At 72.0% G+C, this 14,301-nt stretch carries 13 protein-coding genes, 1 tRNA gene and 1 pseudogene; 10 read left to right on the forward strand and 5 right to left on the reverse strand.

What is annotated here, in order from left to right:
* A partial coding sequence (locus JSX79_RS17450) for a glycosyltransferase family 39 protein (protein ID WP_229087385.1) occupies positions 1–1,634 on the reverse strand: 1,634 nt, incomplete at its 3' end.
* 160 nt (positions 1,635–1,794) lie between these two features.
* On the opposite strand from JSX79_RS17450, the gene JSX79_RS17455 reads away from it, so the two are divergent.
* Genes JSX79_RS17455 through JSX79_RS17465 form a run of 3 tightly spaced genes read left to right on the forward strand, consistent with a single transcriptional unit; the run spans position 1,795 to position 4,894 of the window.
* The gene (locus JSX79_RS17455; RefSeq protein ID WP_229087388.1) at positions 1,795–2,568 is read left to right on the forward strand and encodes a cytidylyltransferase domain-containing protein; all 774 of its coding nucleotides are present in this window, start codon (positions 1,795–1,797) and stop codon (positions 2,566–2,568) included.
* Positions 2,565–3,437 (forward strand): N-acetylneuraminate synthase family protein, encoded by an 873-nt coding sequence (locus tag JSX79_RS17460; RefSeq protein ID WP_071295915.1) that lies wholly within the window; start codon positions 2,565–2,567, stop codon positions 3,435–3,437. Before JSX79_RS17455 ends, JSX79_RS17460 begins: the two co-directional genes overlap by 4 nt.
* Positions 3,434–4,894 (forward strand): DUF6716 putative glycosyltransferase, encoded by a 1,461-nt coding sequence (locus tag JSX79_RS17465; RefSeq protein WP_229087393.1) that lies wholly within the window; start codon positions 3,434–3,436, stop codon positions 4,892–4,894. Before JSX79_RS17460 ends, JSX79_RS17465 begins: the two co-directional genes overlap by 4 nt.
* Here the strand turns inward: JSX79_RS17465 and JSX79_RS17470 are convergent.
* Complete coding sequence (locus JSX79_RS17470) at positions 4,838–5,098, reverse strand: thioredoxin family protein (RefSeq protein ID WP_022907438.1); 261 nt, start codon at positions 5,096–5,098, stop codon at positions 4,838–4,840. The genes JSX79_RS17465 and JSX79_RS17470 overlap by 57 nt on opposite strands.
* A 62-nt stretch (positions 5,099–5,160) precedes the next feature.
* Positions 5,161–5,451: a hypothetical protein gene (locus JSX79_RS17475; protein WP_071295918.1), complete on the reverse strand. Its 291-nt coding sequence runs from the start codon at positions 5,449–5,451 to the stop codon at positions 5,161–5,163.
* A gap of 61 nt (positions 5,452–5,512) precedes the next feature.
* On the opposite strand from JSX79_RS17475, the gene JSX79_RS17480 reads away from it, so the two are divergent.
* The 6 genes and pseudogenes from JSX79_RS17480 (at position 5,513) to JSX79_RS17505 (ending at position 9,847) form a co-directional block, all read left to right on the forward strand.
* Positions 5,513–5,959 (forward strand): MarR family winged helix-turn-helix transcriptional regulator, encoded by a 447-nt coding sequence (locus JSX79_RS17480; protein ID WP_070416616.1) that lies wholly within the window; start codon positions 5,513–5,515, stop codon positions 5,957–5,959.
* Positions 5,956–7,197 carry an MFS transporter gene (locus JSX79_RS17485; RefSeq protein ID WP_229087396.1) on the forward strand — a complete coding sequence of 414 codons (1,242 nt, stop codon included), beginning with the start codon at positions 5,956–5,958 and terminating at the stop codon, positions 7,195–7,197. The genes JSX79_RS17480 and JSX79_RS17485 overlap by 4 nt, the downstream gene beginning before the upstream one ends.
* Positions 7,198–7,955: 758 nt before the next feature.
* Positions 7,956–8,582 carry an oligoribonuclease gene (orn, locus tag JSX79_RS17490; protein ID WP_070416618.1) on the forward strand — a complete coding sequence of 209 codons (627 nt, stop codon included), beginning with the start codon at positions 7,956–7,958 and terminating at the stop codon, positions 8,580–8,582.
* A gap of 111 nt (positions 8,583–8,693) precedes the next feature.
* A tRNA-His gene (locus JSX79_RS17495) sits at positions 8,694–8,769 on the forward strand.
* A 495-nt stretch (positions 8,770–9,264) separates the two neighbouring features.
* Positions 9,265–9,438: pseudogene (locus JSX79_RS18875) on the forward strand (DapH/DapD/GlmU-related protein); the annotation flags it as partial.
* Between the two features lie 64 nt (positions 9,439–9,502).
* Positions 9,503–9,847: a metallopeptidase family protein gene (locus tag JSX79_RS17505; RefSeq protein WP_070416619.1), complete on the forward strand. Its 345-nt coding sequence runs from the start codon at positions 9,503–9,505 to the stop codon at positions 9,845–9,847.
* 120 nt (positions 9,848–9,967) lie between these two features.
* On the opposite strand, the gene JSX79_RS17510 is transcribed toward JSX79_RS17505, so the two are convergent.
* Positions 9,968–11,248, reverse strand: a complete 1,281-nt coding sequence (locus tag JSX79_RS17510) for an acyl-CoA dehydrogenase family protein (protein WP_229087399.1) — start codon at positions 11,246–11,248, stop codon at positions 9,968–9,970.
* A complete protein-coding gene (locus JSX79_RS17515; protein ID WP_229087402.1) occupies positions 11,245–12,672 on the reverse strand; it encodes an LLM class flavin-dependent oxidoreductase in 1,428 nt (475 codons plus the stop codon). The genes JSX79_RS17510 and JSX79_RS17515 overlap by 4 nt, the downstream gene beginning before the upstream one ends.
* A 101-nt stretch (positions 12,673–12,773) precedes the next feature.
* Between JSX79_RS17515 and JSX79_RS17520 the strand changes: the two genes are divergently transcribed.
* Entirely contained in the window at positions 12,774–14,129 is a 1,356-nt protein-coding gene (locus JSX79_RS17520) for an MFS transporter (protein ID WP_229087404.1), read from the forward strand.
* Positions 14,130–14,301 lie beyond the last annotated feature (172 nt).

Below are 14,301 nucleotides of genomic sequence, written 5' to 3' on the forward strand. Positions count from 1 at the left end.
GTCCCACCCGGTCCACCGGTCCCGCCCGGTCCACCGGTCCCGCCGACGCCACCCGCGCCTCCAGGGCCGCCACCAGCACCACCGAACCCGCCGCCACCGCCACCGCGGGCCCCGCCGCCGCCAACCCCGCCGCCACCGAACCCGCCGCCCGCGACGGTCGGTCCGGCCGAGGGCAGCGCCCCGGTGTGGGCGGTCGTCACCGTGTCGATCGAGTACGCCGCCGGTCCGAGCAGCGCCGTGACGACCGCGCCGACGACCGCGACGACGACCGCGACGCTGCCCACCGGACGGGACCACCTCGCGAGCCGGCCGCCGTGCACCGGCACCAGCACCGCCCCCGCCGTCACCACCCCGACCACGAGCACCACCCACCGGATCCACGGCTGCCACCCCGACGCCGCCGTCAACAGGTGCCACTGCCACACCACCGTGACGACCACCGCGAACGCCGCCGTCCCTCGCCACCACCACGACGCACGCCGCTCCCACAGCACCCCGGCGCCGATGCCCACGAGCCCGGCGATGTACGGCGCGAGCGCGACCGTGTAGTACGGGTGGAAGATCCCGCCCATGAAGCTGAACACCAGCCCGGTCACGAGCAGCGACCCACCCAGCGCGATGACCGTGGCGAGGCGGGAGCGAGCAGACGGCGTCCGCTGCCGGAACCCGATCGCGACGAGCGCCGCCACGAGCAGGACCAGTGCGGTGGGCAGCAGCCAGGTGATCTGCCCGGCGAACTCCGACCCGAACAGCCGCAGCAGCCCGGTGGCGCCCCAGGAGCCGGCTCCGGCAGTTCCGCCGCCCCCGGTCACGCTGCCGGTCTCGTCGCCCGTGACACGTCCGAGGCCGTTGTAGCCGAAGGTGAGCTCGAGGAACGAGTTCGTCTGCGACCCGCCGATGTACGGACGGGTCGACGAGGGCACGAATTCCACCACGGCGACCCACCACCCGCCGGCGACGACCACGGCGAGGGCTGCCCACAGCAGGTGCACGACGCGCTTCACGAACGGCAGCGACGAGCAGGACAGGTACACGCCGACGAGCACGGGCAGGATGAGGAACCCCTGCAGCTGCTTCGTCAGGAACGCGATCCCGACGGCCACGCCGGCCAGGACAACCCATCGCAGACGTCCGCTCTCGACGCCACGCAGGACGAGCCAGAGTGACAGCACCATGAGCAGGGTGAGCAGTGCATCCGGGTTGTTGAAGCGGAACATCAGGGTCGCGACCGGGGTCGTCGCGAGTGCGGCGCCCGCGACGAGCGCGGCCCCGGCGGAGAACCGCCGCCGGACGATGACGTACAGCAGTGCCACCGTCCCGACGCCCATGAGGGCCTCCGGCACGAGGATCGCCCACGAGTTGAGGCCGAACAGGCGCACGGACAGCTCCATCACCCAGAGGAACGCCGGCGGCTTGTCCACCGTGATCGAGTTGCCCGCGTCCGAGGAGCCGTAGAAGAACGCCTCCCAGCTCTGGCTCCCCGCCTGCACGGCCGCCGAGTAGAACGCGTTCGCGTACCCGTTCACCCCGAGGTTCACCAGGTACAGGACGGCCGTCGCGACCAGCAGGCCGAAGAAGGCAGGACGTTCCCACCGTGCTCGCTGGACGGCGGGTGTGCGGGAGCTGATGCGCATGGTCCCAGCGTCACCGGGTCGGCTTTCGGCATCCGTTGGCAGCGCTGTGGAAGCGCCGGGAGGCGCGGCGTGCGTCCGCCGGGTCGGGTTCCGGAACGGTTCGGCGCGCGTCTGCCTGGTGTTCGCCTCCGCGACACCGCGGCTTCGTAGCGTCCCCAGCATGCGCCCCACCGGTTCCGTCGTCGCGGTCGTCCCGGCCCGCGCGGGGTCGAAGGGCATCCCGGGCAAGAACCTCCGCCCCGTCGCCGGGCGCTCCCTGGTCCGTCGCGCGGTCGAGTCCGCCCGAGCAGCGACGACGATCGACACCGTCGTGGTCTCGACTGACGGCGACGCCATCGCCGCCGAGGCCGTGTCCGCCGGCGCCCGGGTCGTCCGGCGTCCGGCAGCGCTCGCCGGGGACGAGGCCTCGTCGGAGTCCGCGCTGCTGCACGTCCTCGACACGCTCGCGGCCGCGGGCGAGGAGCCCGACGTCGTCGTGTTCCTGCAGGCGACCTCGCCGTTCATCGACCCGGCCGACCTCGACGCCGCCGTCACCCGGGTCCGCGACGGCCACGCCGACTCGGTGTTCGCCGCGGCGCCCTCGCACGCGTTCCTCTGGTGCATCGGCGACGACGGCTCCGCCCGCGCCGTGAACCACGACCAGGCCGTCCGCCCTCGGCGGCAGGACCGCGAGCCGGAGTTCCGCGAGACGGGCGCGTTCTACGCCTTCCGGGCCGCTGCCTTCCGCGAGCACCGCCACCGGTTCCACGGCCGCGTCGAACTCGTCGTCGTCGACGGTGCCGGAGCGATCGACGTCGACGACCCGGCCGACCTCGCGCTCGCGTCCGCCCTCGCACCACGGCTCGACCGTCCCGCGCACCGGTCCGACGAGCACGCATCAGACCACCGTCCGGCCACCGAGCCGCACGTCCCCGCACCGAACGGAGCACCATGACCGTCACCATCGGCACGTCCACGATCGGCGCGGGCCACCCCGCGTACCTCATCGGCGAGATCGGCCTGAACCACAACGGCGACGTCGACATCGCCAAGCGACTCATCGACGTCGCGGCCGACGCCGGGCTGCAGGCCGTGAAGTTCCAGAAGCGGACGCCGGAGATCTCCACGCCGGAGCACATGAAGCAGACGCCGCGCAGCACGCCGTGGGGCGAGATGACCTACCTCGAGTACCGGTACCGCGTCGAGTTCGACCGCGACCAGTACATCGAGATCGGCGACCACGCGACGCTCCGCGGGCTCGACTGGTTCGCCTCGCCGTGGGACGAGCCGTCGGTCGCCTTCCTCGAGGACCTCAACGTGGTGGCGTACAAGATCGCCTCGGCGTCGGTGACGGACCTCGGGCTCCTGGCCGAGGTCGCCGCGACCGGCAAGCCCGTGATCCTCTCGACGGGGATGTCGACGCTCGAGCAGATCGACCGTGCCGTGGAGGCCCTCGGCACCGAGCGACTCGTGCTCATGCACGCCACGTCGACGTACCCGCTCCCCGCCGAGGAGGCGAACCTGCGGATGATCGACACCCTCGCGAACCGCTACGCAGGCGTCCCGGTCGGGTACTCCGGCCACGAGCCCGGGCTGCAGATCTCCATCGCCGCCGTGGCGCTCGGCGCGACGGCCGTCGAGCGCCACATCACGCTCGACCGCACGATGTGGGGCTCCGACCACGCCGCGTCGCTCGAACCGCACGGGCTGCAGACGCTCGCGCGCGACGTCCGGATCATCGAGACCGCGCTCGGCGACGGCGTGAAGCGGGTCATGCCCGGCGAGCGGGCACCGCTCGCGAAGCTGCGCCGCGTCGGAGCGTGACGGGCGGCGACCTGGACGCGACCGGCGGCGGGGGCGAGTCGAGGGACGGACGGGAGGCGCGCCTCCCGTCCGACGCCCTGCCACGCGTCCGACGCGTGGTCGGTCTGGTCGACACCGACTCGTTCGCGAAGTGGGGCGCCCACCTGCTCGCCACGGCACCCGCGCACTGGGACCTCGAACTGCTCACGGTGGCGACGCCGCGATCCGCGAGCCGCGCGCAGCTGCGGTCCGCGTTCCGGGGGCTCGACGACCGGCTCGCGCACCTGGCCGCGGCGCCGCCGGAGGCGCTCGAGGTCGACGCCATCGTCGAACGGCTCCGGCGGGACCCACCGGACGCCGTGCTGGTGTCCCTGATCGGACCGGTGGCGGAGCTCGTCATCGAGGAGGTCCACCGTCGTGTGCCACGGCGACCCGTCCTCGTGACGGGGCTGCCCGGGATCTCCTACCCGGCGAAGTGGAAGGGCGTGTTCTTCCGGGCGCGCGCCGACCTGTTCGTGCTGCACAGCCACCGCGAGGTCCGCGCCTACGAGGAGCTCGCGACCGAGGGCGGCGTCGAACCGCACTTCGCGCTCGCGACGCTGCCGTTCGCGCGGCCGTCCGGAGCCGCTGCGAGCCGTGACGGCGCTGCGATCGTCCGCGACTCCGTCGTCTTCGCCGCACAGCCGAGCGTCCCCGCGGAACGTGCCGAGCGGGAGCGTATCGTCGGGTGGCTCGCCGAGACCGCCCGTCGCCACCCGGAGTGGCGCGTGGTGATCAAGGTCCGTGCCGCCGCCGGGGAGCACCAGACGCACCGCGAACAGGACCCGTACCCGGACCTCGTGCCGGCGGACGCGCCGGCGAACCTCGTGGTCGAGAGCGGGCCGATGTCCGCGCACCTCGACCGGGCGGTCGCCCTCGTCACGATCAGCTCGACGGCCGTGCTCGAAGCGGCGGCCCGGGGCATCCCCGCGCTCACCCTGACCGACTTCGGCATCGGGCCGCACCTCATCAACGAGGTGTTCGTGGGCAGCGGGCTCGAGGGCGACGCCGTCGACCTGGTGGACGGCCGGTTCGGGACGGTCCGGGCCGAGTGGATGCACGACAACCACTTCCACCCGGAGTCCGAGGACGACTGGGCCGACCGGACCGAACGGCTCATGGCGTCACGCGACGCCGGGGTCCTGCGCGACCGACCGGCGGCACGCCGGAGTCGTGGTGGCGTGCTCCGTCGGGCCTGGGAGCGGAAGAACGCCCTCGGGCCGGACGACCGGACTGTCCTCGGGGCCGTCGCGCTGGTGATCGGGGCGCCGGTGCGGGCGCTGAAGCGGGTCGTCCGGCAGGTACGGCGGGTGGTGCGGCCGGCGGAGGTGCCGGTGTTGCTCGCGCCGACGAGTCAGCGTGCTGCGTCCGGTGGTGGCCCGTCAGATCGCCTTGGCGATCGCGAGGAGCAGTTGGTCCCGGGTCGGGACGCCGGGTGACCGGAAGACCTCGGCACCGTCGTCCCGCCGCACGATGATCGTGGGGGTCGACCGGATGCCGAGGTCCTCCGCCTGGTCGGGGTGGTTCGCCACGTCGCGCTCGGTCACGTGCAGCCCGGGGACGAGTTCGGACGCCTCGGCAGACACCCGGCGGGCGGCGGCGCACGGGGCGCAGAACGAGGACGTCCAGAGGTCGAGCTGCATGTGGTCCTGCAACGCGGGCGCGGCCGGATCTACTCCCGGTGCGTGTGGTGCGCCGCTGTTGCTTACTCGCGGTCGAACTCGCCGCTGCGGTCCCCGCGGTCCGCGAGGTCGTCCACCGGGTCGGACTCCCCCGGCACGTACTCGAACTCGGCCGAGGTCTGGTCGAGCACCTGGCGGGACTTCGTCATTCGGTAGGTGAACGCGGTCTGGAGTCCCTCGACGTCGGCGAACACCGTGACCTCGTCGTCCAGCGCGTCGCTCGTGGCCGTGCGGGTGTCGGTCGTGCCGTCGAAGGGTCCGCCGTGGAAGATCGCGGTGTACTCGTCGCCTTCGTGGATGGTGATGTCGCTCATGCATCCCTTCTACCAGGCACCACCTGTTGACACATTCATAGCCTCGCTATATAGTTTTGCTATGGAATCACCGCGTGAACAGACGATCGAGACGCTCCTCGTCTCCGTCAACCGCCTGATCCGCACTGCAGCGCAGGCGACGGGGAACACCACGTCCTCCGCCGTCTGGCGCACGCTCGGCATCCTCGAGACCGACCAGCCGCTCCGCCTCGGCGAGCTCGCTGCCGCCTCCCGCGTCGCGCAGCCCACGATGACCCGACTCGTCGCGGGCATGCTCGCCGACGGGCTCGTGTCCCGCAGCGTCGACCCCGACGACTCCCGCGGGCAGCTCATCGAGCTCACCGACGCCGGCCGTGAACGCCTGGCGTCCTGGCGGGTCACCCTCACCCGGACGGTCGGCCCGCTCTTCGCCGACCTGTCCGACGACGAGTGGGACACCCTGCACGACGCCGTCGAGGTCATCGCCGCCCGAACCTCCACCGCCACCAGAACGGAGACCCACGCGTGAACGCCCACGCACCCGCCGCACAGTCCGGCAGCATCCTCAAGCAGTCATCGGCGGTCTGGGCGATCGCCTTCGCCTGCGTCGTCGCCTTCATGGGCATCGGCCTCGTCGACCCGATCCTCCCCGCGATCGCCTCGTCCCTCAAGGCCACCGTGGCGCAGACCGAGCTCCTCTTCACGAGCTACCTCGCCGTCACCGGTGTCGCGATGTTCTTCACCAGCTGGGTGTCCAGCCGCATCGGCGCGAAGAACACCCTGCTCATCGGCCTCGCCCTCATCGTGCTGTTCTCGGTGCTCGCGGCGACGTCGAACAGCGTCTGGACGATCATCGACTTCCGCGCGGGCTGGGGTCTCGGCAACGCGCTCTTCATCTCCACCGCACTCGCGACGATCGTCGGGGCGGCCTCCGGTGGCACCGCGTCCGCGATCATCCTGTACGAGGCGGCGCTCGGCCTCGGCATCGCCGTCGGCCCGCTCGTCGGCGGCCTGCTCGGCTCCGTCAGCTGGCGCGGCCCGTTCTTCGGCGTCACGACGCTGATGGCGATCGCGTTCATCGCCATCGTCACGCTCCTGAAGACGAAGAACCTCGAGAAGCCCACGCCGACCAAGCTCTCCGCACCGTTCCGCGCGCTCGGTCGCCCGGCACTCGCCGCCCTCGCCGTCACCGCGCTCTTCTACAACATCGGCTTCTTCGTCCTGCTCGCCTACACGCCCTTCCCGCTCGGCTTCGGCGCCCTCGGCATCGGCTTCACCTTCTTCGGCTGGGGCGTCGGCCTCGCCATCACCTCGGTCTGGGTCGCCCCGATGCTCACCGCACGACTCCGCCGCACCACCGTGCTGAAGATCGCGCTCCCGCTGCTCGCGCTCGACCTGTTCGCCGCCGCCGTGGTCGTGCAGTCGCAGGTGGGCCTGATCATCTGCGTCATCATCGGCGGCCTCGTGCTCGGCGTGCTCAACACCGTGCTCACCGAGTGCGTCATGGAGGCCACCGACCTCCCCCGCTCCGTCGCCTCGAGCGCGTACTCCGCGGTGCGCTTCATCGGCGGTGCGATCGCCCCGCCCGTGGCCACCCTGCTCGCCGACCAGTTCGCCCCGTCGGCCGCGTACGTGTTCGCCGGGCTGTCCGTCGCCGTCGCGTTCGTCGTCGTGGTGTGCACCACGCGCGTGCTGCGCCGGGTCGACGACGGCGCCGAGCCCGAGCCCGTCGAGGCCGAGGCCATCGCCGCCGGCGAGATGGCCTAGCCCGGCGCCTCAGCGCCGGCGCCGGCCCCGGCGCCCGCGCGGCGCTGGCCGGGCTCCGCGCTCCGCGCTCCGCGAGCGGGCGAAGTACGTCCCGCTCACCCGCCACACCCAGCACCTTCCGCCCGCTCGCGCGCTCACCCGCGCGAGCGGGCGTTTTCCGTCCCGGTCGCACTCCACACCCCGCGCATTCCGCCCGCTCGCGGGTCCCGGGGTGACCGCCTGGAGGCGCGGGTCGGCCCCCGAGACCGGCACCGCGCCTCCAGACCCTCGCGCCCACCCCGCGAGCGGGCGAAACACGCCCCGCCCCGAGCCCTCCCCGCACGTATCGCCCGCTCGCCGCACCGGCCCCGCGAGCGGGCGAAATCGGGCTCGGTCGCGCCCCGCAGCCGTCTCGTACCGCCCGCTCGCCGCGCCGCACCCGCGAGCGGGCGAATCCTGCGCGGCCCACGCCCCGCACCCCGCGCATTCCGCCCGCTCGCGCAGGTGGCACGGGCGCCGCCTGGAGGCGCGGGTCGGCCCCCGAGACCGGCGCCGCGTGTCCGGACACTCGCCCGCACCCCGCGCCGCGAGCGGGCGGAAAAGGTCCCATTGGCGCCCCGCAACGCGCACATACCGCCCACTCGCGCTCCCCCGCACCACGAGCGGGCGGAAAACGTCCCAGCCGCGCCCCTCAGCGCGCACATACCGCCCGCTCGCGCACCTCGCGCCGCGAGCGAGCGGAAAGCGCCCCCGCCCCGCCGCGGAATAGGATCGACACCATGGCAACTGCGAACGACCGCCTCGTCTGGATCGACTGCGAGATGACGGGCCTCGACCTCGAGGTCGACGAACTCGTCGAGGTGGCCGTGGTCGTCACCGACTTCGACCTCGTCCCCGTGCACCCCGGCTTCGACATCGTGATCAAGCCCGACCAGTCGGCACTCGACAACATGAACGAGTTCGTCACGAACATGCACACCACCTCGGGTCTGCTCGAGGAGATCCCGAACGGTGTGAGCCTCGCGGACGCCGAGTACCAGGTGCTCGAGTACATCCTCGAGCACGTCCCCGCCGAGGGCTCCGCTCCCCTCGCGGGCAACACCATCGGCACCGACCGATCGTTCCTGTCGAAGTACATGCCCCGCGTCGACGGACACCTGCACTACCGCAGCGTCGACGTGTCGAGCATCAAGGAGCTCTGCCGCCGCTGGTTCCCGCGCGTGTACTTCAACGCGCCGGAGAAGCACGGTGGGCACCGTGCCCTCGCGGACATCCTCGAGTCCATCCGCGAGCTCGAGTACTACCGCCGCGCGGGCTTCGTGGCCGAGCCCGGGCCCACCTCGGACGACGTCAAGGCCGTCGCGAACGAGGTCGTCGCGAAGTGGGAGCCGCGGCTCGCGCAGTAGGACACACCGCCTGCGGCGCCTCCAGGAGGCGCGGCTCACCCCTCGTGTTCTGACCCGCCTCCGGCATGTACTACTATTGAGTGGTCGCGCCGGTCGCCCGGTGTGCACATGGTGGATATAGCTCAGTTGGTAGAGCGCCTGGTTGTGGTCTAGGAGGTCGCGGGTTCGAGACCCGTTATTCACCCCAGTGCTGATGCAGATCAGCGGAAGGCCCCGGTCCCTCGGACCGGGGCCTTCGTCGTGCACAGGACCGGGTGCGTGCACAGGACCGACTGCGTGCATACGACATGTTGAGAAGTACCGTTCGCGTGCTCGCATCTGATGTACTCAACTCGTGTTCAACCTCGTGCGGAAACTCTGGCCGAACCTCGCTCGCGAGTTCTGGCTCAACACCGTGTGCAGTTCCCGACTCGTCCCGTCACAGGCACGGTTCCTCCTACTCCGGCTCGGCGGGCTCCGACTCCGGCGGAGCACGGTGCTGCACGGCGTGGAGTGGTTCGGCAGCGGGCGGGTCACCTTCGAGCGGGGCGTGGTCCTCAACCGGGGCGTGATCGTGAACCACAGCGGCGGGCTCTACATGGCCGAGAACTCCGGTCTCGGCCCGGGGACCCTCGTCATCACGGCGTCGCACGAGATCGGCCCGCCGACGAAGCGGTGGGCCGCCGGGACGACCGCTCGGGTGGTGATCGGCAAGGGCGTCTGGGTCGGCGCGAACGTGACGATCCTGCCGGGGGTGCGCATCGGCGACGGCTGCATCATCGGGGCGGGGTCCGTCGTCAGTCGTGACTGCCTCCCGGACGGCATCTACGCCGGCGTCCCCGCCCGCAGGCTCCGCGACGTGACGCCAGCCCCGTGACCGTGCGTCCGCCGCCGGGCCGGACGGGGTTCCACCAGCACGGTGTGGCACGATCGGCGGCGTGATGGAGATGTCCGCCGACGCGTTCGAACAGCTCGTGACCGACGAACTCGACCTACTGCCGGACGAGATGGTCGACGGCCTCGACAACGTGGTGTTCGTCGTCGAGGACGAACCGGAGAACGGCGAAGAGCTCTTCGGCGTGTACGACGGCATCGCCGCGACCGAGCGCGGGCAGTACGGCTTCGGCGAGTTGCCCGACCGCATCGTGGTGTTCCGGAAGCAGCACCTCGCCGAGTGCGACACGCTCGAGGAGCTCAAGGACGAGGTCCACACCACGCTCGTGCACGAGATCGGGCACTTCTACGGCATCGACGACGAGCGCCTCCACGAGCTCGGCTGGGCGTAGCCGGACCCGCGCCCACGCCCACGCCGCCCGAGTCTCGGCTGGGCGGACACTTTCGTGGCGGTGCGGGCGCGAAACTGTCCGCCGGGCCGAGTCTCGCCACCCGCCCGCCGCCCCAGCACCTCAGAACCGCGTCGGCCCCACCTCGTGGTACTTCTCCCACGCGTCCACCGGCCCCCGCCCGTGCAGCGCGTACTCCCCCACGAGCCGCTCCTTGTAGACCGCCGGGTTGTGCGACGCCACGACCCGAGCGTTCCGCCAGTGCCGGTCCAACGCCCGCGTGCGATCGGCCGCCGAGGCCCCACCGACCTCGAACAGCTCCGACGCCGCCCGGAGCACCCGCGGCCCGACCTCGATCTGCGCCTGGTAGACCGCGTTCTCGGCGGCGTCCAGCAGGGCACGGTCGACGCCGGCACCGGGCTCGTTCGTCCCCACGACCCCGTCGAGCAGCCCCGCCGCAGCGACGACGAGCGACCGGGCCGTGAACGCCCCGGCCGACAACCGACCGAGCACGGCCAGCACCTGCGGGTCGTCCCCGGGCCGCGCGGCGTTCGCGTGGATGTACGTCCGGGTCCGCGGTCGCACGAACGCGACGGCGTCGTCGGACACCGCCTGCCCGATCCCGGCGAGGACCGCCAGCAGGTACAGCTGGTAGAAGGCCTGGATGTGCGACAGCGGGGCGTCCTTGTAGGCCGAGACCACGGAGGGGTCGACCGACACCCCGTCGAACACCGTGGTGCCGGACGCGGTCAACCGCTGCCCGAACCCGTCCCAGTCGTCGACGCTCGTCACGCCCGGCGCGTCGACCGGCACGGCGAACGTGACGCGGTCGCCCGAGCGGTCCGCCGCGAGGTAGATCCAGTCCGAGTAGAGCGTCCCGGTCGAGTAGAACTTCCGGCCGTCGAGACGGACGGAACCGTCCTCGGCGACGCGCACCGTGGTGGAGATGTCAGCGAGCGTCGTCCCGGTCCGCTCCGACGTCGCGTTCCCGATGATCGCCCCGTCGACGATCCGCTGCAGCCACTCGTCCCGCCCGGCCGACGACGGCCGGAGGAGCACGAGTTCGGTGTACCCGAAGTGCCCGCGCCACAGGTGCGCGATGTTCGAGTCGGCAGCGGCGAGGTCGGCGACGAGGTGCACGAGTTCGACGAGCGTCACGCCGAACCCGCCACGGTCCTCCGGCACGCGGAGCCGTCCGAACCCGGCGTCGGCGAGCGCACGGACCTCGTCGTGCGGCAGCGGTCGGTCCCCCGGCGTCCCGGACGCCAGCTCGCGGTCGACGGCCCCCTCCCGGATGCGGTCGAACAGCGGCCGGAACCGAGCGCGCAGCTCCGTCAGACGGCTGGTCCCGGTGCCGCCCTGGAGGGACGGCTCGCCCCCGGTGGTCGTCGTCGCGTTGGTCATGCGGGCACCTCCACGGCGTCGCGCGCGGCGTCCGCGCCGGTTCCGGCAGCTCCGCCTGTGAAGGCTCCCCGCCACCGCCGCGCCGGGTGGCTGTCGGGCAGCTGCGGGTGGCCGAAGAGCTTCTCGCGTAACGTCCCCTCGCGGTACTCGGACTGCATCAGTCCGCGTTCCTGCAGGGTCGGGGCGATGTGGTCCACGAACTCCTCGTAGGAGCCGGGCAGCGTCCAGTTGATGACGTTCACCCCGTCGACCCCGGCGCGCTGCCAGTCGGCGAGCTCGTCGGCGATCTGCTCGGGCGTCCCGACCACGCGGGCACGGAGCTTCGCGGACAGTCGGGCGAGGTCGGCGATCGTCGGCTCCCGGTCGCCGGCGGCCTCCCGGAGCCACTGCAGGTGGGACTGGCCGGCGTGCGTGCGGACCTCGGACAGCGGCGTCTCGGGGTCGAGGGCCTCGCCGGTGTCGGGGTCGAACCCGAGGTTCGAGTGCACGAGGAAGCCGTCGGCCGCGAGGTACTCGTCGATCTCCGCTTCCTTCGCCTTCGCCTCGGCCTCGGTGGCCCCGGTGACGAAGGTCAGCCCGAGGAAGAAGGCGATGTCGTCCCGCTGCCGCCCCGCTGCCGAAGCGAGGTCACGGGTCTCGCGGATGAGCTGCTCGGTGGCGTCGCGGTTCGACGTCAGGATGAACTGGGCCTCGGCGTTCCGCGCGGCGAAGGCACGTCCGGCCGGCGAGGACCCCGCCTGGAAGAGCACGGGCGTCCGCTGCGGCGACGGTGCCGACAGGTGCGGGCCCTGCACGTCGTAGCGCTTCCCGTGGTGGTCGATGCGGTGCACCTTCGACGGGTCTGCGTAGCCGCGCACCGGGTCCTTGAGCACGGCGCCGTCCTCCCACGACCCCTCCCAGAGCTTCGCGCAGACCTCGAGGTACTCCTCGGCCCAGACGTAGCGCTCGTCGTGCTCCTCGAGCCGGTCGGCGCCGAAGTTCCGCGCGGCGCTGTCGAGGGCACTCGTGACGACGTTCCAGCCGATCCGGCCCCGGGTGATGTGGTCGAGGGTGGAGACCTTGCGGGCGAAGTCGAACGGGTGCGACTGGATGACGCTCGACGTGAACGCGAGCCCGAGGTGCTCCGTCGACACGGCGAGCGCCGAGAGCAGGACGGACGGGTCGTTCGAGGGGATCTGCAGCCCCTCGCGCAGGTTCGTCGAGTAGTCGCCGCGTCCGGGGCCGTACGTCCCGACGACGTCCGCGAAGAACATCGCGTCGAACTTCCCGCGCTCGAGGGTCTTCGCGAGGTCGGTCCACAGCGTCACGTCGTCGAAGTCGGCCTGGCGCGCGTCCGGGTGCCGCCAGAGGCCGTGCTGGATGTGCGACGTCGTGTTCATGACGAAGGCCGCGAAGCGCAGCGGGCGGTTCGGTGCATCGCTCATGCGGTCCATGTTCCCCGCCGTCGTGTCGCGGGAGGGCGTGACGTGACCTCGCGTTACGCGGGGTGTTCCCCGAGGTGCGCGACGCGACCATGCTCCTGAGGGTGCCGAACTCGACCACCGCAGCCGCGCCTCCAGTCCGTTCCACCGCACCGTCGACCACCGCGACCCGCCGTCGCGTCGCCCTGGCGTCCTTCGTCGGGACGACCGTGGAGTACTACGACTTCTACCTGTACGCGACCGCGTCCGCGCTCGTGTTCGCGCCCACGTTCTTCCCCTCCGTGACCCCCGCGGTCGGCGTCATCGCGTCGTTCGCGACCTACGGTGTCGGGTTCGTCGCCCGCCCGCTCGGCGGGATCATCGCCGGCCACCTCGGTGACCGGATCGGGCGGAAGAAGCTGCTCGTCGCGTCGCTCGTGCTGATGGGGATCGCGTCGACGCTGATCGGGGTCATCCCCTCGGCCGCGACGATCGGCGTCGGTTCCGTCGTCGCGCTCGTGGTCCTGCGGCTGCTGCAGGGTGTCGCGGCCGGGGCCGAGTGGGGCGGCTCGGCGCTGCTGTCCGTCGAGCACGCACCCGAGCGGCACCGCGGACTGTTCGGGGCGTTCACGCAGATGGGATCCGCGGGCGGCATGCTCCTCGCGACCGGTGTCTTCACGCTCGTCCGGGGGCTGCTCGGCACCGAGGCGTTCCTGGCGTGGGGCTGGCGGCTGCCGTTCCTGTTCTCGGCGGTGATCGTGGCCGTCGGGCTCGTCATCCGGCTCGGCGTGCAGGACGCGCCGGTCTTCCAGGAGCTGCGCGCCTCCGGGAACGTCGAACGGTTCCCGGTGTGGCAGGCGATCCGGCGGCACCCGCGGGCGATCCTCGTCACCGCGGGGCTGCGGCTCGTGCAGCCGGCGCTGTACTCGATCCTGACGACCTACTCGCTGACGTACCTCGGGTCGGTGCGGGGGCCGTCCGGCGCTTCGGCCGGGCTCCAGGCCGTGCTCGTCATCTCGGCGGTGTCGCTCGTGTCGACGCCGTTCTGGGGCTGGCTGTCCGACCGGGTCGGCCGCCGGGTGCTGACGATCTGGTCGGCGGTGGGGATCGCGGTGCTCATCTGGCCGTTCTTCGCGTTCCTCGACGCGGGGCCGCTCGTGCTGCTGCCGCTCGTGGCGCTGATCGGGATGTGCGTGTTCCACGACAGCATCTACGGGCCCCAGGCGGCGTGGTTCGCGGAGCAGTTCCCGACCGGTCGGCGCTACTCGGGGATGTCGCTCGGGTACCAGATCGGGTCGATCTTCTCGGTGGGGCTCACGCCGTTGCTCGCGGCCGTGTTCGTCGAGCTCGGTGGGGGCTCGCCGTGGATCCTGTGCGGGTACCTCGGGGTGTACGCGGTGCTCTCGATCGTGGCCGCGGTCTTCGCGGTGGACCCGGTGGCGGCGGCCCGGCGGGGTGCGCGGGGTGAGGTTTCGCGCTGAGGTTTCGCGCTGAGCGACACATCACGGGCGCGATCGGGCGTGAACTGTCGCCCAACGCGTGAACTCGGCCTCCGCCCTGCCCGGGCGGACGCCGAGTTAACGCGGTGGGCGACAGTTCAGGCGCGATCGCGCCCGTGATGTGTCGCTCAGCGCACAACCTCAGCGCAAAACC

The sequence above is a fragment of the Curtobacterium sp. GD1 genome, from assembly GCF_020882855.1.
In the GTDB taxonomy this organism is placed as follows: domain Bacteria; phylum Actinomycetota; class Actinomycetes; order Actinomycetales; family Microbacteriaceae; genus Curtobacterium.

Bases quoted from the DNA above. Each gene is read 5' to 3' on its own strand.
- JSX79_RS17455 (WP_229087388.1), top strand. From the start codon at position 1,795: ATGCGCCCCACCGGTTCCGTCGTCGCGGTCGTCCCGGCCCGCGCGGGG.
- JSX79_RS17460 (WP_071295915.1), top strand. From the start codon at position 2,565: ATGACCGTCACCATCGGCACGTCCACGATCGGCGCGGGCCACCCCGCG.
- JSX79_RS17470 (WP_022907438.1), bottom strand. From the start codon at position 5,098: ATGCAGCTCGACCTCTGGACGTCCTCGTTCTGCGCCCCGTGCGCCGCC.
- JSX79_RS17475 (WP_071295918.1), bottom strand. From the start codon at position 5,451: ATGAGCGACATCACCATCCACGAAGGCGACGAGTACACCGCGATCTTC.
- JSX79_RS17480 (WP_070416616.1), top strand. From the start codon at position 5,513: ATGGAATCACCGCGTGAACAGACGATCGAGACGCTCCTCGTCTCCGTC.
- orn (WP_070416618.1), top strand. From the start codon at position 7,956: ATGGCAACTGCGAACGACCGCCTCGTCTGGATCGACTGCGAGATGACG.
- JSX79_RS17505 (WP_070416619.1), top strand. From the start codon at position 9,503: ATGGAGATGTCCGCCGACGCGTTCGAACAGCTCGTGACCGACGAACTC.
- JSX79_RS17510 (WP_229087399.1), bottom strand. From the start codon at position 11,248: ATGACCAACGCGACGACGACCACCGGGGGCGAGCCGTCCCTCCAGGGC.
- JSX79_RS17515 (WP_229087402.1), bottom strand. From the start codon at position 12,672: ATGAGCGATGCACCGAACCGCCCGCTGCGCTTCGCGGCCTTCGTCATG.